The organism is Desulfobacula toluolica Tol2, assembly GCF_000307105.1.
GTDB lineage: Bacteria > Desulfobacterota > Desulfobacteria > Desulfobacterales > Desulfobacteraceae > Desulfobacula > Desulfobacula toluolica.
In genome coordinates this window covers 1,541,577-1,562,321 of record NC_018645.1, presented here as the reverse complement: position 1 = coordinate 1,562,321, position 20,745 = coordinate 1,541,577, and the positions used below count along the sequence as shown (strand labels likewise).

At 42.0% G+C, this 20,745-nt stretch carries 17 protein-coding genes; 9 read left to right on the top strand and 8 right to left on the bottom strand.

The window, feature by feature from the left end:
• Positions 1-39 precede the first annotated feature (39 nt).
• Both TOL2_RS07135 and TOL2_RS07130 read left to right on the top strand, forming a co-directional pair.
• Positions 40-1,416, top strand: a complete 1,377-nt coding sequence (locus TOL2_RS07135) for a penicillin-binding transpeptidase domain-containing protein (RefSeq protein WP_148278073.1) — start codon at positions 40-42, stop codon at positions 1,414-1,416.
• A gap of 30 nt (positions 1,417-1,446) precedes the next feature.
• A complete protein-coding gene (locus TOL2_RS07130; protein WP_014956833.1) occupies positions 1,447-5,157 on the top strand; it encodes an SIS domain-containing protein in 3,711 nt (1,236 codons plus the stop codon).
• Positions 5,158-5,179: 22 nt separating this feature from the next.
• Here the strand turns inward: TOL2_RS07130 and TOL2_RS07125 are convergent, their stop codons facing one another.
• Entirely contained in the window at positions 5,180-6,394 is a 1,215-nt protein-coding gene (locus tag TOL2_RS07125; RefSeq protein ID WP_014956832.1) for a PAS domain-containing sensor histidine kinase, read from the bottom strand.
• A 436-nt stretch (positions 6,395-6,830) separates the two neighbouring features.
• Here TOL2_RS07125 and TOL2_RS07115 point away from each other — a divergent pair, with 436 nt between their 5' ends.
• Together TOL2_RS07115 and TOL2_RS07110 are read left to right on the top strand one after the other, a co-directional pair.
• On the top strand, positions 6,831-7,772 hold the full coding sequence (locus tag TOL2_RS07115; RefSeq protein ID WP_041279343.1) for a glycine cleavage system protein H: 942 nt from the start codon (positions 6,831-6,833) through the stop codon (positions 7,770-7,772).
• Between the two features lie 111 nt (positions 7,773-7,883).
• Entirely contained in the window at positions 7,884-8,819 is a 936-nt protein-coding gene (locus TOL2_RS07110; protein WP_014956829.1) for a glycine cleavage system protein H, read from the top strand.
• Here the strand turns inward: TOL2_RS07110 and TOL2_RS23515 are convergent.
• Both TOL2_RS23515 and TOL2_RS07100 read right to left on the bottom strand, forming a co-directional pair.
• Positions 8,800-9,378, bottom strand: coding sequence for an archaemetzincin family Zn-dependent metalloprotease (locus tag TOL2_RS23515; RefSeq protein ID WP_232508089.1), 579 nt, complete (start codon positions 9,376-9,378; stop codon positions 8,800-8,802). The two genes, TOL2_RS07110 and TOL2_RS23515, sit on opposite strands and share 20 nt — an antisense overlap.
• Before the next feature lie 41 nt (positions 9,379-9,419).
• Entirely contained in the window at positions 9,420-10,763 is a 1,344-nt protein-coding gene (locus tag TOL2_RS07100) for a sigma-54-dependent transcriptional regulator (RefSeq protein WP_014956828.1), read from the bottom strand.
• A 405-nt stretch (positions 10,764-11,168) separates the two neighbouring features.
• Between TOL2_RS07100 and TOL2_RS07095 the strand changes: the two genes are divergently transcribed.
• Positions 11,169-11,771, top strand: a complete 603-nt coding sequence (locus TOL2_RS07095) for a PEP-CTERM sorting domain-containing protein (RefSeq protein WP_014956827.1) — start codon at positions 11,169-11,171, stop codon at positions 11,769-11,771.
• Between the two features lie 155 nt (positions 11,772-11,926).
• Here the strand turns inward: TOL2_RS07095 and TOL2_RS07090 are convergent, their stop codons facing one another.
• Genes TOL2_RS07090 through modA form a run of 3 tightly spaced genes read right to left on the bottom strand, consistent with a single transcriptional unit; the run spans position 11,927 to position 14,516 of the window.
• Positions 11,927-12,991, bottom strand: a complete 1,065-nt coding sequence (locus TOL2_RS07090; RefSeq protein WP_014956826.1) for an ABC transporter ATP-binding protein — start codon at positions 12,989-12,991, stop codon at positions 11,927-11,929.
• The gene (locus TOL2_RS07085) at positions 12,988-13,794 is read right to left on the bottom strand and encodes an ABC transporter permease (RefSeq protein ID WP_232508088.1); all 807 of its coding nucleotides are present in this window, start codon (positions 13,792-13,794) and stop codon (positions 12,988-12,990) included. Before TOL2_RS07085 ends, TOL2_RS07090 begins: the two co-directional genes overlap by 4 nt.
• Positions 13,758-14,516, bottom strand: coding sequence for a molybdate ABC transporter substrate-binding protein (modA, locus tag TOL2_RS07080; RefSeq protein WP_014956824.1), 759 nt, complete (start codon positions 14,514-14,516; stop codon positions 13,758-13,760). The genes TOL2_RS07085 and modA overlap by 37 nt, the downstream gene beginning before the upstream one ends.
• Positions 14,517-15,129: 613 nt before the next feature.
• Between modA and TOL2_RS07075 the strand changes: the two genes are divergently transcribed.
• The 3 genes from TOL2_RS07075 (at position 15,130) to TOL2_RS07065 (ending at position 18,241) form a co-directional block, all read left to right on the top strand.
• Positions 15,130-15,759, top strand: coding sequence for a LysE family translocator (locus TOL2_RS07075; RefSeq protein ID WP_014956823.1), 630 nt, complete (start codon positions 15,130-15,132; stop codon positions 15,757-15,759).
• A gap of 78 nt (positions 15,760-15,837) precedes the next feature.
• Positions 15,838-16,965 (top strand): transketolase C-terminal domain-containing protein, encoded by a 1,128-nt coding sequence (locus TOL2_RS07070; RefSeq protein WP_014956822.1) that lies wholly within the window; start codon positions 15,838-15,840, stop codon positions 16,963-16,965.
• Positions 16,946-18,241 carry a thiamine pyrophosphate-dependent enzyme gene (locus TOL2_RS07065; protein ID WP_014956821.1) on the top strand — a complete coding sequence of 432 codons (1,296 nt, stop codon included), beginning with the start codon at positions 16,946-16,948 and terminating at the stop codon, positions 18,239-18,241. Before TOL2_RS07070 ends, TOL2_RS07065 begins: the two co-directional genes overlap by 20 nt.
• A 350-nt stretch (positions 18,242-18,591) precedes the next feature.
• On the opposite strand, the gene TOL2_RS07060 is transcribed toward TOL2_RS07065, so the two are convergent.
• The gene (locus TOL2_RS07060) at positions 18,592-19,680 is read right to left on the bottom strand and encodes a class I SAM-dependent methyltransferase (protein WP_014956820.1); all 1,089 of its coding nucleotides are present in this window, start codon (positions 19,678-19,680) and stop codon (positions 18,592-18,594) included.
• A 56-nt stretch (positions 19,681-19,736) separates the two neighbouring features.
• Positions 19,737-19,994, bottom strand: a complete 258-nt coding sequence (locus TOL2_RS07055) for a hypothetical protein (RefSeq protein ID WP_014956819.1) — start codon at positions 19,992-19,994, stop codon at positions 19,737-19,739.
• A gap of 320 nt (positions 19,995-20,314) precedes the next feature.
• On the opposite strand from TOL2_RS07055, the gene arfB reads away from it, so the two are divergent.
• Entirely contained in the window at positions 20,315-20,728 is a 414-nt protein-coding gene (arfB, locus tag TOL2_RS07045) for an alternative ribosome rescue aminoacyl-tRNA hydrolase ArfB (RefSeq protein WP_014956817.1), read from the top strand.
• Positions 20,729-20,745 lie beyond the last annotated feature (17 nt).

Below are 20,745 nucleotides of genomic sequence, written 5' to 3'. Positions count from 1 at the left end.
ATTAACTACTTGCTGAAAATTGCTTGCATAGGTATTCATTTGATTATTAATAAAAAAGAAAACTCCTGGCGGGATTTTCAATCCAACTATATTGTTAAAAAAAGAAAAAAAAAGAAATTTTTAGCAACCATAAAAGTGATAACCGGCTTGGTTTTCCTCTTGATTTTGATCTCGGGCATCCAAAGTTTTAAAATTCAAGCACCGGAAAATAAAGATGACGACCGCAAAACCGTCAAAAAAACGCTTGCTGCAAACTCCCAAAAAAATCCAAAAGAACAAAAATTATTGTCAAAAAACCAATTAAACCAGATTATCAGCACCACAAAATTTACCAAAACAGATAAAAATATTTTTTTTCTGGACACCCCGGAAACCAGCTATAAAATTACCACGAGCATTGATGTTGATCTTCAAGAATATTTATTGTCCGTGCTGGACCGACTCAAAAAATTAACTCGTGGAAAACCGCAGCGGATCGCTTTTGTTGTCATGGAAGCTGATACGGGAAAAATCATTGCCATGACAGGATTTGATCTTGAAAATCCAAATGCCAACCCCTGTATTGCATCAAACTATCCTGCAGCAAGTATCTTTAAAATCATAACGGCTTCAGCCGCTGTTGAAACCCTGGGATACACCCCGGGAACAACATTGTACTTTAACGGAAACAAGTACACCCTGTATAAACGGCAACTTAAAGATGTTAAAAACAAATACTCCTGTAAAATTTCTTTTTCCAGGGCTTTTGCAGAATCCGTAAACCCGGTATTCGGTAAAATCGGTAAAAACCACCTTGGGGAGAAACGACTTGAATCCTATGCAGATGCATTTGGATTCAACCAGATCATCCATTCGGAACTGCCTTTTTTTTCCGGCCGGTTTGAAACAAACAGCAGCGAGTACCACCTGGCTGAACTTGGATGCGGATTTAACACAGACACCACTATCTCTCCTCTATTCGGTGCCATGCTCATATCGGCCGTGGTAAATTCAGGCGATATAATGCTGCCCAGTATTGTTGAACATGTGACAGACCCTGATGGAAAAATCATTTACAAAAACAAACAAGCAACCTATAAAAAAGCCATACGCCCTGAAACAGCAACAACAATGATGCAATTGATGAAAAAAACCGTATCAAAGGGCACTGCCAGAAAATCCTTTAGAGGCTCTTCAAAAGATGCCGTTCTTTCCAAACTCACGATTGGAGGAAAGACAGGCTCTTTGTATAATAAAGAGCATACTGTTAAATACGACTGGTTCACCGGTTTTGGGAATGAAAAAACAACAAATAAAAAAATTGCTTTATCTATTGTTGTCGGGCACAGAGAATATATTGGAACAAAAGCCGGTACATATGCAAAGATGATTTTAAAAAAATATTTTAAAAAAACTTACGCCACGGCACAATTGTAATGTTCAAAACTTTTTAACGGGGAGTAAAGAATGAAGCTATACGGAAAAATGTTTTCAAGCCTTTTTTTCAATCAGATCAAAAAATTATTTTCAACAAATATTGAATTCGGAAAATCCATGACAGCAGCAAAAGAAAACAGCATTATTGTCTTCCCGGATAAACCCAATACCGTATCGTGTGGTATCTCGGCATTTATTGCATTTAAAGGCAATAATCCCCCTCAACAATTTGATTTAGATCAAATCCTTAAAAGGGTTCTTTCTTTAAAGACCGGCAGCCTGTCCACTGATGCAATCTCCATCACGGATGATTTTCTTTGCGGTGATGATTTTTTAAACCGATTATTTGAAAAATGCCAGGGGCTTAAACAGGAAAATGTATTTTCCAATCTGTTTTTCAGCAAAGAAAAAAAAGAACTGCTTGCTTCTATTACAGGCCATATCGACAAATTAATTACAGATCAAACATCATTATTTAAAAAAAAATCTGCAAATTTATCTGCAAAAGATGCAAAAACCATTTCCCTACGTCTTGAAACACTTCATGATATCAGCTGGTGCCTGAAAAAAGAGATTGCAAACAACATCACGGCAATCAGCAATCTTGCCAAGGGTCTTGAAGATTCAGGCAACTCTGAAGGATTAAATGTATTCAAAAGAATAAATGCCGTGTTGAACAGTATTGACCGGCTTGAGGTCAGGGGAAGAGATTCTGCCGGAATCTCCGTTATGTTCACCTTTCCAAAACAGGAGTTTGAAAATTTCAGGAACGATCTGATAAATACCGGACTTTCCGACAGGTTAAAACAGCGGACAAACCGCCGGGTACTTATCAATAACAGCCTGACCATAAATGATACATTCATGCAGGACCAAAATCATTTTATTTCCATTTCCTTTGTATATAAGTTTGCTGCGGAAATCGGTTCTCTGGGGGATAATATATCCTTTATCCGAAACCAGATCAAAAATGATCTCATACTTCAATTGCTTGTCAATTATAAATTTGTTGCAAATTCCATATCAGCTCACACCCGATGGGCTTCTGTAGGAGACATTACAGAAGCCAACTGCCATCCACAGGACAACACCTCCATAGATAAAAAAATTACTCAAACAGGCATCGTCCATGTCTGCCTGAATGGCGATATTGACAATTATCTTGAATTAAAAACAGAGTATGAGGCAAGATATGAAAAAATCCATGAAGATATTAATACAGACACAAAATTGATCCCCCTTCAAATCGAACACTACCTGAAGCACGACAACACCATTGAAGAGGCTTTCAGGCTGGCTGTCAACGATTTTGAAGGTTCCCATGCCATCAGCATGCATACGGATTTGGCCCCAGGAAAGCTGTTTTTAGCCCAAAAAGGAAGCGGACAGGCCATTTTTGTCGGAATTGCGCAAGATCATTATATTGCAGCATCTGAACTTTACGGAATTGTCGAGGAGACTCCAAAATACATCAAACTCAATGGAGAAAAAAAAGGCCAGATTGTTATTCTTGACCAGAAATCAGAAGGCGGCGTATCAGGAATTCAATCTTTTTATTATGACAGCACCCCTATCCAGATAGAAAAAGATCACGTTCTGACAAGCAAAATTACGTCACGCGATATTGACCGGCAAAATTTTCCCCACTATTTTTTAAAAGAAATTTCAGAATCCCCGGACTCGGTTGAAAAAACCCTTGAAAACAAATTCAAACTATCCCCAAAAACATCTTTGTTCTCAACAATACTTGACGAGACAGTGATTCCAAGATCTCTGGAAGAAGACATTAAAAACAACAAAATTAAAAAAGTGCATTTTATCGGCCAGGGGACTGCTGGCGTTGCAGCACAGGGCTGTGCAGACCTGTTGAATTTTTATATGAAGGATATGGCAATTGATATCAGAGCCTTGAAATCATCAGAGCTTTCCGGATTCTGTATTGCTGAAGAAAAAAACACTGAAAAAACAATGGCTGACACCCTTGTTGTCGCCATTAGCCAGTCCGGCACCACAACCGATACCAACCGGACGGTTGACATGGTAAAAGCCTGTGGTGCAAAGACCCTGGCCATTGTAAACAGAAGAGACTCTGATCTGACCTTTAAAACAGACGGTGTTTTTTACACCAGCTCCGGCCGGGATATTGAGATGTCTGTGGCATCCACAAAAGCATTTTATTCACAACTTGCCGCAGGCGCTGTTTTAGGCCTTCACATTGCCGGTATGACAAAAACCAGGTCAAATGAATTTATTACCGAACAGATCAACGACATCATGGATCTGCCGGATAAAATGAGAACCATACTGGCAATGAAAGAGCAAATCAAAGAGTCAGCTTACCGGTGTGCAGTCTCTAAAAACTATTGGGCAACTGTCGGGTCAGGCTCAAACAAGACCTCTGCCGATGAGATCAGGATCAAACTCAGTGAGCTTTGCTATAAAACCATTTCATCGGATTTCATTGAAGACAAAAAACACATTGACCTGTCCAGCGAACCCTTGATCATCATCTGTGCCGCTGGCACAAGGGAAAGCGTACTGGGTGATATCATAAAAGATACGGCAATCTTCCATGCGCACAAAGCAACGCCTGTGGTCATCACCACCATTGGAGAAGACCGGTTTGACCTTTATGCCAGGGATGTATTTAAAATCCCTGAAATAAAAGAACACTTTGCTCCTGTCCTGAATACTCTTGTGGGACACATATGGGGGTATTATGCAGCTCTTGCCATCAATGAAGGTTCCAGGTTTATGTATAAAGGAAGAGCCCAAGTGCAAAATCTTCTGGAAGAATATACATCCATGGGACATGACGTGTATGAAGTTCTTCTGGAAAAAAAATTCAGGGAAACCATTGCCCAATTCTATAATGATTTTTCAAAAAAACGACGCCAAGGCGGATTTCCTGCTGCCATGGGGCTTGATAATGTTGCCAATCTGACACTGCTGTTAAAATACCTGTCCGGCAGATTACCGGTATCTGATTTTGAGATTGATTTTGAGACAAAGGGCACACCTTCCAACATGTTAGACACCTTTTTTGACACCATGGGTCAGGCAATAAACACCCTTGCAAGGCCGGTTGATGCCATCAAGCACCAGGCAAAAACCGTGACCGTGGGAACCAGCAGAATCAGGGAAAAATTTGAAGGTCTTGTCTTTGATGAACTTGCAGCCAATCATATTCAAATTTCCCAGGTTACCAACACGAATGTTCTGGTGATCAAGAACCTCCAGGAGGTTATTTCCAGGATCAATGGCGCCCTGCTCTATCAGATCTCCGGCTTAAACCTTTTAGGAGAGGTTAACCATGAAACAAAAATTAAAATAGTGAATAAAACAGGATCACTGAAAGACAAACCATCTCGTGTGGAAACAGACCCCAGGCTTAAGGGAACTAAAAATATTATTGTCAGGGAAGGAAATGTTTATATCGGGAAAGGCAGAAAAGACAAAAAAAACATACTGGTTATACCAATCATTTCTTCAAATCCGGCCACGCCCAATATCATTGAATATATTCTGTCTTTAAATATCAACTTTAAACCATCCAGTGAAGTGTCACTCCTGAAAAAAATCAAAGCCCTAGGCGGCAAATACAACAGGCTAAAAGACTGGATTCTTGAAAGTGATAATTTCCAATGGGATGATAAATATCTTAATCTGGTGGAAGTTGAAACTCTGTTTGGAGATACCGCAGAAAAAGTAGTTGAAAAAATTGTGAATCAAATCAACTAAAAGCGATTTTATGCGTTTATAATTAACCCGGCTGATCCGGCAAGGATAATGTTGACCCACTTTTTTTTTGATCCAGTTCCTGGAAAAGGGTAATGGAAAACAAAGTCCCTTTTTCCGGTGTTGAATCCACAAACAACCGGCCGCCATGTTCCTTTATGATCCCGTATACCACGGACAGGCCAAGCCCGACACCTTTGCCTTTTTGTTTGGTGGTAAAAAAAGGCTCAAATATCTTTGAAATCATCTCCTGAGAAATACCGGCACCTGTATCACCGACCTCAATCCCCACGGCTTTTTTTTCAGGTTTGCTGAAAGTTCTGATGGTCAACCGTTTTTTTGAGACCCTGGACATGCTTTCCACAGCATTTGAGATCAGATTCATGATCACCTGCTTGAGCTGATCTTCAGAACCGCAGATCAAAGGCAGGTTATGTTCAAGCTCTTCTATAACCCTTATCTTATTTATTTTTAACAGATTTGAATTAAGAATCAAGGTCTGTTCAATCAATTCGTTCACATCAAATTTGACCACCTCAATCTTGGAGTGCCGGGCAAAAACCAGAAGATTACTCACAATCCTGCCGATCCTGCGAATTTCGGTTTCCATGAGATCCAGGTATTGACCAAACAGGTCCAGTTCATCGTGTTTGATATCATCTTCCTTTAAAATCCGTTTGCACAGCATGATCAGGTTCAAAATCCCGGCCACAGGATTATTGATCTCATGTACAACAGAAGAAGACAATTTTCCAAGAGAGGCCATTTTATCCTGGTGAAGCATCCGTTCATGGGTCTCTTTGAGCTGCCGGGTGCGCTCCTCAACCATTTTCCTCAAATGATCCTGGTTCTGCTTTTCATCGGTTTTGCGTTTAGTGATATCCCGGCTGATTTCAATGAATTTGGAAATTTTTCCCTTTTTCTCCCAGATGGGAAAAATCGTCAATTCCGTATATTTGATTTTGCCATCAGATCCCAGCCGGGTCAATTCCGCCTGGCAGTGACGCTTTTCGCGGATCACTTTTTCCAGGGGGCATTTTGAATGACAATTGCTGCTTTTGCGCGTGACCTCTTTGAAAACCTCATAGCATTTGCGGCCAATAACATCCTCCCTGGCATAATTCATATGCTTTAAGAACGCGTCATTGACTTTCAGGATCTCCCGGTCAGGGGATATTATCAGAATAAAATCACGAATACCATTCAAAATGGTATCCATTTCATTTTGAGGAAAGTTCACGACAGGTTCCTTTAATAATGAATGAATAAAACTGGAATCATCTTAATTTTTACCATAGGCGCTTTCCTGGAAGCAAGAAATAGTTATTTCAGGTTTCGGACAGATAGAAAAATACCATAATACGTTTCAGGAACTGATGGTATTTTCTTTGGGACTGTTGAAAATATCCATACTCATGCAGAAAAATCCAACAAGAGCCTATACGTCTTTATATCAAAGGATTTCACCTGAATTACAGGTTCAGGAGGAACATAAGTGTTACAAAAAACCACATATAGTCAATTGCCCCTTTTTTTTTAAAAAGGCCCAAAAAGCCTGTGGAAAAAGAAAAAATCCATAACCTGCCCTGTCAAAACACTGTTTGGTATCCTTTTTGCTCTTTTGTATCCATAGAAAAACTCAAAATAACAAACCAATTTTCTAAAGGAGACACCAAATGAATGAGACCATGAAAACCCAATCAAAAAAACAGGTATATTCAAGACCCCAAACCTTGTGGCAATCCGGAAAGGATAAAATCCAACGGCCCTGTATCTGGATGCAGGCAGGCGTAGGGTCCAAGAAAGGCTGCAACCACTATCACGACTGTACCACCTGCAAATATGATGCAGCAATGACAAAACTTGCTGCCGCAGGAAAACACATTTCCTGGCAGGATGCCATGAGAAAAAAAGACAGCCGGGACAGAACCTGCCGTCATACCCTGACCCAAAGAGCCGATCACAGGATCTGCCCCATGAATTACAATTGTTCAAGGTGTGATTTTGATCAATTGTTTGAAGATTCCCTGTCACCGAACACAGGTCATGCCATGGTAAAGATGACGGATATAAAAGGATTCAAACTGCCCAACGGGTATTATTTTCATTCCGGACACACCTGGGCCTGTATCGACAGCGGCGGCATCATCCGGATAGGCATGGATGATTTTGCATTCAAGGTATTGGGTAATCCTGATAATTTCGATCTTCCCTTGACCGGACAGGAACTGAACCAAAACAAGCCGGGATGGGGTATAAAACGCAATAGGAACCTTGCCGATATTCTCTCCCCTGTCAACGGAGTGATTACCAAAGTTAACCCTTCGGTAAAAACCACCCCGAACCTTTCAGGCAAACTGCCTTACCAGGACGGGTGGCTGTTTACGGTTCATAATTCCGATATCAAAAGGGCAGTCAAACACCTGATGGCAGATGAAGATAGTGTGGAATGGCTGAACCGTGAAATCACCACCCTGGAAGACATGATAGAGGATGTGGCAGGCCCCCTGGCGGCTGATGGAGGGGTTCTGACCCATGATATCTACGGAAATCTTCCCGGCCTGGGATGGGGGAACCTGACCCGTACATTTCTCAAAACCGGATCAAGATTCAAATAAATGCCATGAGCAAACCTGGTGTTTCATCCTGGGTGGTACACAACAAAAATTTAAAGTCGCTGTATTAATTTTTCAGGACTTTCTCATAAAAACAAATAATGGGTGGTATCCATGAAGATTGCATTAAAACAAGCAAGCCTACCGGACTGCCTCTGGATGCAGGCAGGTGTGGTTCCTAAAAAACACTGTTATAAAAATTTTTGCTGTATTACCTGCCAATTTGACCGGGCAATGACCAGAGTCTGCCGTAAAAATAAAATCAGGCAAAATAAAACCAGTCCCCAAAAAATCAAAACCATTAAAAGCAAACGGGAAAACTTTATTTTCTGGAAAGACCGGCTCAGACAGATGCCCCTTGCCGGACGGCCCTGTGTCCATCACATGAAAGGTCATATTGAATTTAAAACCTGTCCCAAGTCCTATCACTGTACGGATTGTGAATTTGACCAGTATTTTCATGACCAGTTCACGGTACATACTGTCTTAAAACCGGTGGCATTTGATGATATCAACGGAATTTGTCTGCCGACAGGATACTATCTTCATCCTGGACACACCTGGATCAAACTGGAAGGACAGGGCATGGTTCGCGCAGGCATTGATGATTTTGCCTGCAGGCTGTTGGGAAAATTTGACACATTTGCCGATCTCTTGATGGGAAAGCAGCTTAAACAAGGGCTGCCTGCCGTCACCCTGTCACGGCAGAAACACAAGGTCGATTTTCTTTCTCCTGTCAACGGGGTTATCACACAAGTGAATGCAAAGGTCAAAAAAAAACCTGGCCTGATCAACCAGTCACCCTATACGGACGGCTGGCTGTTTATGCTTTATTGCCCCGATTTGAAACGAGATTTGAAACAATTGATGTTCATGGAGTCTTCAAAGGGATTCATGGGACAAGAGGTAAAGCGGCTGACCGCATTTATTGAGGAAGAAACCCAGGCCAAGGCGGCTGACGGCGGCAGTTTTGTGTCGGATCTTTTCGGTAATCTTCCCGGCGTGTCCTGGGAAGATTTGCTGAAACGATTCATACCCCAAGGGACTTGATAGAATCGGACAGAAAAATTTTGCAATACCGGCAGAACCGATCTGATTTATGATCCACATCCTCAAGCTTGCGGCAATAGTGCATCATACAATGCTCATCTTCACAATGACGGAGATCAAAAGTATGTCCCAGTTCATGAACCGCTTCCTTGACAATTCGGCAGCGGCTCTTTTCCCTGGACCCGGAATTTGGATATTCCATAAGCCTGGAAAGGGATATAATACTGGTTCTCCCCCCAAGTTGAGCTTCCCCATATACATGGGTTAAAATGGGGATAAACAGATCCTCTTGTGTCACTGCCAGAAGCTTTATGCAATCCTCCGGCATCCTGGTCGCCAGTTCCTCTAAAATCCGGGTAGAATAATACTGGTCCCGTTCCCGGTCATAGGCAAAAAAAATATCCTCCAGCAGGACAGATACCCGCGTCTCAAACCTGAAGATCTCCTTGACCCTTTCGGCAATGACGGCGGTGATCCATGAGGGGATATCCCCCACCGGCGAAATTATAATGACCCCATATGAATTCATATGATCTGAGTTAATATGATCTGGTTTCATAAAATCTGGATTCATATCATATGGGTTTAAACTCACGCGGTTCAATCCGGTTTCAATTCGTATCGTTTGATTTTATTGTAAAGAGTCGACCTGTCAATACCAAGAATGACAGCGCTTTTGGAAATATTCCAGCCAGTCTGTTCCAGAATTTTATGAATATGCTGTTTTTCCATATCATTCAAAGAAAAATACCTGGTTTTAAGTTCATCTTCCAGCGACGCACCAATGGGAAGATCATGAGGGGTTATAGTTCCGGTCCTGCAAACCACAACTGCCCGTTCAATGGCATTGGACAATTCCCGGACATTTCCAGGCCATTCATAAAGCATCAGCTCGTCCATGGCATCCCGACTGATCCGTTCCACCCCCCGGTTGACCTCCCGTGTAAACTGGTGTAAAAAATGCTCTGCCAGAAGCGGGATGTCTTCTTTCCGATCCCGGAGGGGCGGCATGGTAAAACAGATCACATTAAGGCGGTAATAAAGATCTTCCCGAAAAGTCCGGTTTCGGATGGCCTGCTCAAGATCTGCGTTGGTGGCGGCAATCACCCTGAAACTTGCCGTAATAGGCTGGGTTCCCCCTACTTTGTAAAAAATCTTATCCTCCAGCACCTGAAGCAAATCAATCTGCATACGCATGCTTATTTCACCGATTTCATCCAGAAAAAGAGTTCCCCCGGCTGCCAGCTCCAGCCGTCCCTTCCTGTTTTCCTTGGCATCTGTAAATGCGCCCCTGCGGTGGCCGAACAACTCACTTTCCATGATATGCTTAGGGATGGCACCGCAATTCACACTCACAAAAGGACCATCCTTGACAGGGCTGTTGCAGTGAATGGCCTTGGCAGCCAGGCCTTTGCCTGAACCGGTTTCACCGGTAATCAGAACCGAAGACTCAACATCCCGTATATCCTGAATAAGCCTGAAAACTTCCTGCATTGGTTTTGACTGGCCGATCATGCTCTCAAACCGGGTAAGGTTTTCGTATTCCTCTTTTAAGAAAATATTTTCCTTTTTCTGTGCCCGGTGAGCCACCAGTTTTTCGATCAAAACCCCCAGTTCATTCGGATCAAAAGGCTTTAAAATATAATCAAAGGCATGAGATTTCATGGCCTGAACCGCAGATGGAACAGTTCCAAATGCCGTGATCATGATCACGTCAATATCCTCATATTCTTCTTTAACATGGGTAAGAACTTCCAGGCCGCTGATCCCGTCCAGCTGAATATCTAAAAGCAGGATATCAAAACTTTGGTTTTTTAATATATCAAGAGCCTGTTCCCCGCTTTCAACTGTACTGACATGGTGCCCGTCTCTTTTCAGCCAGCCGGCAAGAGATTCGCGGATCACCAGTTCATCATCCACCACCAGAATCCTGACCTGTTCCATTAGATTGTCTCCAGATTAATTCTTTTTGTAAGGGATGTTCGAATTATAAAGAATTTTTCACAGAAACAAAAGTTATTACGAAAATATTTACAATTCCTTTTATGCTGCTTGATTTTTAAAGTATGTAAAAAAAATTCTTAACTTGGATAAAAATTGTATTAAAATCATGTAAAAATAGTATCAACTCTATTCAGGCAAGCTTATTAAAACATTTGATCTTCCATTAACCAACATATTGAAATAGTGATATAATTCATACAAAAAATCTTTGTTTTACCATATGGTACAAAGATTGCTTTTTTTGGATGGACAAAGACATACGTATTTCACGAAATTGCAAATAAAATAATCAATTAAGGTATTCCGGAAATAATTTAATCTGTTTTAAAACAAAAAGGATAGATCATGAAAAATTTTTTATTGTTATTATTAACAGGACTGACATTTATTTTAACCACTTCAGCATCTGCATCCCCGTATGCTGCCCCTTACCTCTCTTATCTTGATCTTGACTCCCAGGATGTAATTTTTAACGCAGGGGGAAATGAGTCAAAATCCCATACATGGAACTTTGATTTGATCAATGACACATTGTCCGAAGGAGACGTTGACGGCAACGATGTAATTAGTTCTGCGTTTTTATGTTGGACAATAAGCGAAGATTTAAAGGATAATAACCCAAACTTCTATGAATATATAGATATATACATAAATGATAACCTACTGTTTGGTGACTGGGAGATGGACAATGGTTCTTGGGTGATAGACACAAACCTTCTTGATCTTGTCACAACACCGTCCATATTCAAAGTAGAATTCAAGGACTTCAACGATGGACATAAAAACAAGGATTGGGATATTATGGTTTCAGATGTTAAAATATTTGGTGTGTATACCGACATGCATGGGAACCATGCGCCTGAACCGTCAACACTGATGCTCTTCGGTTTTGGTCTTTTAGCCCTTGCAGGTATCAGCAGAAAAAAAAGTACACATAAAGTCTCGTAAATATCAAAATATAAATGGGCAAAACCGCATCAAAAAATTTTTGCCCTTAATTTTTTTATACGTCCAATACCTGCATCAACCCAAGCCGCCAACTTATATCGTTAAAAAAATAAATTCCTTATTTCATTTAATCTTTTCGATCAATGTCCTGTGCTTCAGGACTCAGGAATAATCCTGACATCATCCTGCCGGACAATTGCGTATGCATCGTTGCCTTCACAAAAAGCATTCATTTCCAAGGCGTTATGGGTAACCAGAACCTTGATAAAGGTCTCTTGGGATTTCAAATGCAGCAGACAGGTATTTCCCTGATTGACAACCTGCGTCAGGGTTGTTTTCAGTATGTTCTTTGCATACTCCAGGCCGGGAGGGGCTTTGAGAACAACGATATTCTCGGGCCTGATGGCCACTTTCACCCGTGATCCGACAGGGGCCTCGTCCCTGGACATCAACTCAAAGCCGTTCACACGGACGGTACTCATCCCTAATGAGCTTTGAATGACTTGCCCGTCAAGGATGTTTACCCCTACAAAATCCGCAATAAACTGTGAGTTCGGCCGATGAAAGATTTCTTCCATCGCACCAAACTGGATCAAATGACCGTTCTTTATGACAGCGATCTTGTTGGCCAGGGCCCAGGCATCTTCAAGATCGTGGGTAATGTGTATGACTGTTGTCCCCCGATCTTGAATCGCCTGTTTCAAAAGACGCCGGGCCTCATTCTTAGTCTGAAGATCCAGGGCGGAAAAAGGTTCGTCCATAAGCAGAAGCCTTGGCTCCACTGCAAGCGCTCTTGCAAGTGCGACCCGCTGCTGTTCCCCGCCTGAAAGCGTAGCGGGTTTGCGGTGAAGAAGATGACCGATATTCAGGGAGATCGCCAGATCCTTTATTTTTTCTTTGATCCCATGCTTTTGAATCTTTTTCAGGCCATAGGCAATATTCTTAAACACCGTAAAATGCGGAAGCAGTGCATAATCCTGGTATACAATGCCGATCCGCCTTCGTTCCGGCAATTCATGGGTCAGGTCATCTCCTTCAACGATGATCCGGCCTTTATCCGGTGCCCAGAAACCAACAATGCTTTCCAGCAAAATGGTCTTGCCCGAACCTGTCGGGCCTATGATACTCAGATAATCTCCTTTTTCCAGTGAAAAGGAAATCCCCTGTAGATAAAATTCCCCCAGATGAATATGCAGATTTTCAATCTCAAGTAATGTCAAAATCCTACCTCTGCTCTTTCAAAAATATAAATCGCTGCAAAGGAGACCACCATCAAAACAATTCCGCTTGTAAGCGCCATCCCCATGTTGCCGTAGGAAATATTCAGGTAAAGGGTAACTGGAAGAACTTCTGTTTTCATGTAGGAACCTCCGGCCAGAATCAGAACCGTTCCAAAGGTTCCGATGCACCTGGCAAAAGAAATCACCGTGGCGGCAAGACATCCGTTTTTTGCAAGGGGAAGGGAGACATTGATAAAAGTTTGAAACATGGAATACCCCAGGGAACGGGAAACAAATTCCAGGCGAGGATCAATATAGTCAAACGTGGATTTCATGATACGGCTGGCATAAGGAAGGGCTGTGAAAAACTGTGCCGCCACAACCCCCTGTTTGGTAAAAACAAATTTTAACCCGATCATCTCCATACACCTGCTGACAAAGCTGTTGCCGAAAAGCAGAAGCAGGCAAAGTCCCAAAACAAGTTCCGGGAATGCCACGGGCAGATCAATGATGGTCTTGACAAACCCTTTGCCGAAAAAATCAAACCGGGACAAGGTATAACCAATGGGAAGAGCAAAACCCATGACCAGGATCGTGGATATCAGCCCCGTTCCCATGGAAAGCTTCAGGGAAAACATCATCTCCTCACTCCACAGATTTTGCCAGATGTCTTTGAATTCAGGCACGACAAACAGTGATCCGATTGCCAAAACAAGCACAAGGGTAATAAATTGGGTAAGAAAAACAAACGAAATCCGGAAATAATTTATTCTTCGCAAGGCTTGAAACCCCAATTTTGCCAAATCCGACCGCCCTGTTTTGATGCCACATAGGCATTAAATGCCATGGCTTTTTCCATGTTAGCGGTCTTTGAGCAAACCGCTGTGGGAATGGTTTTAATCATATTGTATTTTGCTTCAATGGGTATGACTTCAAGTTTGCCTTTACCCTCTGCCCAAGAGGTCAGATCTCCCCATATAACCGCCGCATCGACCTGTTTCAAGGCCACATAAATCAGCAACTGGTTAACGGTCGGAGCATACACCTCAATATTGGGTTGAACCTTTTCCCATAATCCGGCCTTTGTCAGCATCTTTTTGGCCACTTTCCCTATGGCCGGGGCCTTTGGATCACCAATGGCGACCTTGATACCCGGCCTGGCCAGGTCTTCAAAACCCCGTATATCAGCTGGATTTCCCTTGGGCACGGCAATAACCGGCACATGAAGAACCAGATTATGAATGGTTTCCTTGATTACCCAGCCGTTTTTCAGGGCATCATCAGTATACTTGGCTGCACCGGGAATCAATACATCGCAGGGCTGACCCGCCGCAAGCATTCCAAATATTTCACCTGAACTGCCGTAATGGATATCCACCTGTATATTATTTTGTTTTTCAAAATTTTTTCTCATCTCTTCCATGGGTTTTATGAGTCCCGCACCACTGAAAACAACAAGATCAGCAGCATAGCTGTTTCCCGCAAAAACCAGCAAAATTACAAAAATGAAAATGAGTTTGCGCATTTCAACCTCCTGAATTCAAATTGCTTTTTATTTTATTCCATACCTTTTGCAAAAAAAGCAAAACAGCCGTACCAGAATCAACCTCCCCCGAGGCAGACGCTCCTTGCTTTTTTAAGACTATCTTATCCAAATCCCATGTCTTTGCTTACTCTTGAAAGCATGCAAGGTTTATATTGGTTTGTATTTGGCATGTCAAGGCAATTACAAAAAAGCAAATAAAATCAAGGCCAATCCAAACCAATACCCACCTTAATCAACAAAAGCTTAGGATCGGCTCTCCTTATAAACCAGCAAACCCTTGACGATCCATTCCCAACCATCAAGCAAAAACATCCTTAATACTTTGAATCCTTCAACCGATAAAACGACAAATAGAGGCGGCATTTTTTGCAACTTGCCGAACAACAGTATGGCTTAATAATAAGGCAATACATAAAAGTCTGAAAAAATCATATAAGCAATTTTCATTTCTTTAATACAAACAATAATCAACACTTTCCTTGCTTAGTGGTTGTTAAATCAAGAAAAACATTCTACGATCATACAAAGAGATGTTTGTATTATATGTATAAGCTGATCAGAATAATAATCACCATGAACAAGGATTTATAATATGTCTTTTAATTTCATAATGATGTTTTCAATGACTGTATTTATTGCGTCAATAATACCAGGTCCAAGCATGTTGCTGGCTTTAACTCACGGCATACATTACGGAGCCAAAAAAAGCATGGCGTCAGCCATGGGCAATGTAACAATTACATTCATTCAAGCATCTATTTCCATTGCAGGTCTGGGAACAATTTTAATGGCTTCCGAAACTGCATTTCAACTCATCAAATGGGCAGGGGCAGCATACCTTCTCTATATTGGAATCAGCATATTATGCTCATCAGAAATGTCATTATCTACAAAAAACCTCAACCGTTCCACGAAAAAAAATTCTTTGACCGGGATGTATCTGCAAGCCGCCTTTGTGACCGCTGGAAATCCCAAAGCAATTGTATTTTTCACTGCAGTCTTTCCTCAATTTATTGATCCTGGTATGGCCTATTTCTATCAGTTCTGCGTGCTTATGACTATTTGCACTTTTATAGCATTTTCCTGTTTTATGATTTATGCAATATGCGGTCAAAAAATTGTATCACTATTTTCCAAAGATATGGTGGGAAAACATATAAAAAGAATTATTGGCAGCACTTTTATTGGGGCAGCAATTGGTCTTGCTGCAAGCAACAAATAAATCCCATGGCAATTGTGAATCAGAATGGTTGACCTCGAACATTGAAGAAAAGCTATATTAAAACCTGTGGAGGACAATATGGCAATATCATTTATGGACGGAAATGAAGCTCTTGCAAGGGGAGCCATTGCAGCCGGATGTAATTTTTTTGCCGGGTATCCGATTACACCGGCAACGACAATCTTAAACAACATGCTGAAAATGCTGCCCCCCAAAGGAGGTATATGTGTACAGGCAGAAGACGAAATCGCCTCAATGGGATATTGCATTGGTGCGGCCATGGCAGGTAAAAAGGCACTCACCGCAACATCCGGCCCCGGCATCAGTCTTTACAGCGAGCAGATTTCATTTGCCATTGGCAGTGAAATTCCCCTGGTGATTGCAGATGTGCAGAGACTTGGCCCGTCAACAGGTTCGGCAACCAGAGGGGCTGACGGTGACATTCAATTTTTAAGGTGGGGAAACTCAGGCGGTGTTCCAGTGATCGTTCTTGTGCCCGCAGATGCCAAGGACTGCTATGTTCTTGCCTTCCACGCATTTAATTATGCCGAAGAATTCCGGTGTCCTGTTTTTATTGCCTCCAACAAGGAAATCGGCATGACAAAGCAAAGTATTGATCTTGAGTCGATAACCCTTCCGAAGATTGTGGCACGAAACCTATTTTCAGAAAGCACCTATCTGCCTTTTGAGGCTAAACCAGATGCAGCCCCACCATTTCTTCCAATTGGAGGCAAAACCATTGTCAGGCAGACATCCTCAACCCATGGCCCTGACGGCTATCTCACCATTGACCCGGATGTAATTGCTCAAAACCAGGCGCGGCTGAGAAAAAAAATTCACAAAGCCCGGAACAGAATCACACTGTTTGAAGAGAATATCAAAGAAACATCAGACACACTGGTCATCAGCTACGGCATTACATCACGTTCGGTGAAAAATGCTGCAAAACGCCTTGAAAAAAAAGGCAAAGCCGTCTCAACACTTAATTTAAAAAGCCTTTGGCCGGTGCCCGAAGATCTTTTGATAAAAAAAGCCAAACCCTTTACCCGCATTGCAGTCATTGAGATGAACCTGGGCCAATATGTAAAGGAAATCCAGCGGGTGCTTTGTGACAAAAAGATAGGATTTTACGGCCAGATGAACGGCCAACTGATCACGCCGTCAAAAATCATGGAGGTCATTGAAAATGAGTCGCTTTTTAAATAAAAACCGTCCCCCTGTCTATTGCCCCGGATGCACACATGAAAAAATCACCAAAGGACTTGATAAAGCCCTGACCGACTTAAACCTTCCGGCAGATAAAACCGTTATTGTTTCTGATATCGGCTGTTCCGGTCTTTTTGATACCTTTTTTAACACACACGCTCTTCACGGCATTCACGGTCGTGCCCTGACCTATGCGACCGGTCTTAAACTTGCCGCCCCTGACCTTAACGTTATTGTCACAATGGGAGACGGCGGTCTTATAATCGGAGGTGCCCATGTTCTGGCAGCATGCAGACGTAACCTGGATATGACCCTGATCATTCTCAACAATTTCAACTTTGGCATGACCGGCGGGCAATATTCCGTCACTACCCCGACAGAAGCAGTGGTGGGATCGGAATTTCTCAATCAAGCTGAAATTCCACTGGATATCTGCACAATTGCCCAAAGTGCAGGTGCCACTTATGTTGACAGATGTTCGGGGTATGATGCAGACTTGTCCGGGAAAATCTGTAAAGCCATTGAACACCATGGGTTTTCCATCATTGAAACCCTTGGTATCTGTACGGGCCGTTATACAAAAAAAAATCCGCTGACCCCAGCCTCACTTGATCAGATGATCAAAAAGTTTCCTGAACCATCCGGCAGGATTGAAAAAAACCAAAGACCTGAATATGGAGACCGCTACCGGGAACTTGCCAAAGAAAAAACCATTTTCCCCGAGGCAGCAACCATAGAAAAAAAAATACATCTTGGAAATTATCAACACCAGGAAGTGGTTATTCTGGGCAGTGCCGGCATGCGGATCGTAACTGCAGGAGATATTGTCGGTCATGCAGGGCTTTGTGCAGGCATGAACGTGTCAATAAAAAACGACCATAATGTCACCGTTCTCAGGGGGCCGTCTGTCAGTGAGATCATTATTTCACCCGATAAAATAGACTACCCAGGCATTGAATCGCCGTCCGTTGTCCTGGCATTGAGTGATGAAGGGGTACAGCGAAGAAACAAAATATTTGCATCCCTGAAACCGGATACTTTTGTATTCAAAGAAAAAAAGGTTTCAATTCCCCAAACCCCAGGGAAAGTTGTTGAAATCGACTTCAGGAAACTGAAAATAAAAAAACAGGACTGGGCTATGGCCTCCCTTGGAGTAATGGCAAAAAAAGAGAAAGCCGTCAACAAAGAGATGCTGATTCACGCATTAAAGTTCTGTTTCAATGAAAACCGATATCTGACCGCAATGGAAACCATTGAAAAAACATTCAATGCATAACAGGGCCTTGCCTTAACAAAAAAACTGATAAAAAGCTGTCAAAAACAACAAAAAGACAAGGCCCTGTTTATTCAAATTCACATCATAAATTTATGAATTTAAGATCTTTTTTGCACTTTCATTATTGACATCAGACACATGGGGAATACCGGTTGCACGAGCTGTTTCCCTATTGCCTGCAAAAATTTCATCCGCTGTCTTTCCAACTTACAGAACGGTTTTTGACAATTCATTCCAGTTACCGTTTACAGCAGCCCGGCGCTCAGGATAGATGGCAACTTCGATATTGGCACCTAAAAATCCAGGAATCATAATGGCTCTTCCCATGCAGATCAGTTTTGTGTAATGAATTACTTATTAGCAAAATAATGCACATTAAAAGGATCATGTTCCATTTCAATCACAGCAACCTTTTCAAACCCTGCCCTATTCAACATCTGAACGGCCTTTTGTCTTCCCCACATCATGCCAAGACCCGTACCGCCATCAACAAGCCCCACAGGCATGCAATGCATCAAGCTTACCGTATACAAAAAAGGCCCCATGGGATGATTTAAATTTTTAGCATGGTCGCTGCCAGCATCAATGTCCACCATGGAAAACCTGCCGTTGCAGGAAAGCATATACCGAACTCCTTTCAAGGCATCCAATGGCTTTGTCTGATCATGTATGGAATCAAAAGCCGTGATATAATCAAAGCGTTCTTGAAATTCAGCATTTCCTTCAATCCGGGCAGCATCCTGTATCAGATAAGTCACATTTTTCAATCCCTGCTCAACAGCCATTGTCCGGGCTGTTTCAATGGCCGCTTCATGGGTATCAATTCCAATAAAATCTGATTTAGGAAAATGCCGTGCCATCAGGTTCAGTGCAACCCCTTCACCACAGCCCAAGTCACACACGTCTATTCCTTTTTCCAGATCACACACAAGCCTTCCATCATCCACTCCAGGTAAAAATTTATCCACCAGAACCTGTTCATGTTTGGCATTGGAAAGCTCTGCCATGAATGACTGGAACTTTGGATAGCATGAAAAAGGAACACCATCACCGGATGAGAACCCCTTTTCAACTTGCTCCAAAGCGCATTGGGTCAGTAATGGAATTTCCTGAGAATACACGCCTAAATTTGCATCACCCGAGCGCCTGGTCAGGCAGGTGGCATGTTCTGCCGGCAAAGAATATGCCGTTTCCCCGGATGCTTGTGAAACAATATGCACAATTTGTCCGGTCACCATCACTCCCAGCCATTCTGAGACATATCGTTCATTCAGATTTGCACTGTCGGCAATTTGCTTTACTGATGCAGGAGCATCCATAGTGTCCATCACATCAAACAGCCCTGTTTTATATCCGATTCCCATGGCCAGGTTAAGTGCCCCATAGTTTAAAATATCCACCATTTTCCGATTGAAATCCTGCTTTTTTTTATCCGGCATCCTTCCTCTCTGTTGGTTTTTTCATATTTCAAAGCAACAACATGCTTTTGTTTGTTTTATGAATCACGCATATTTTTTATATTATCCCTGAGCTGGTATATCTGCATCCCCAAACCTATACATTGTTTACCCTCCATGCAGACATTTGCATCTTCCGGTTCAAGATAGGTCTTCAAGGTCTGGTTATCTTTATTCAGTTGTACAACCCATACCTTTTTATCCTGATCATACTCTACATTCAGATCTATCCCGCACTCACCAATATCCGGATATACGGATATTATTTTTTCGCAAAGTTGATTTTTAGTATACATTTTTTTCCTCCTTGCGGCCTTTATGATTTTTATAAAAAAAATCTTAAAAAATTCACACCAAAACTTTCATGCTTTGATGTGGGCAAATCCTAAACAAAATATCAGGTTTACCCATGGCAGTTATTAAAAAAAAACCACCAATGTCTATTATTAAAAAATAATGCTGTTTCCGGCAATGTAAATACTTTTCAAATAAAACCGACAACCCAAAAGTATCCAGTCTGTCTTTAAAGATGGCCTTTCTACGCATTGACAGGATCACAAAATTTTTATACCGTATTAAGCATCTAATATTTTTTTCAATCAAATGAGAATCTGCAATGCTGAAAATAAACGACAACATAAGTATTCCGGAAACGCAAATTCAGTTCCAGGCCATACGGGCACAGGGAGCAGGCGGCCAGAATGTCAACAAAGTCTCCACTGCGATACACCTTCGCTTTGACATTCAAGCCTCCAGTCTGCCGGATCAGGTTAAAGACAAGCTATTATCTCTCAGCGACCAGAGAATTTCAAAAACCGGTGTTCTGGTGATCAAGGCCCAGACTTTTCGGACCCAGGAAAAAAACAAGGAAGATGCACTGAACCGCTTACAAAAAATTGTTCAAAGCGTTCTGGTCAAAAAAAAGAAGCGACAAAAAACAAGACCGAAAAAAGGAGCAGTTGAAAAGCGCCTGGATAGCAAGACAAAAAACGGCAGGGTCAAAAAATTGAGAAAAAAAGTGGACTATTAATCTTCTTTAGGCAGAGG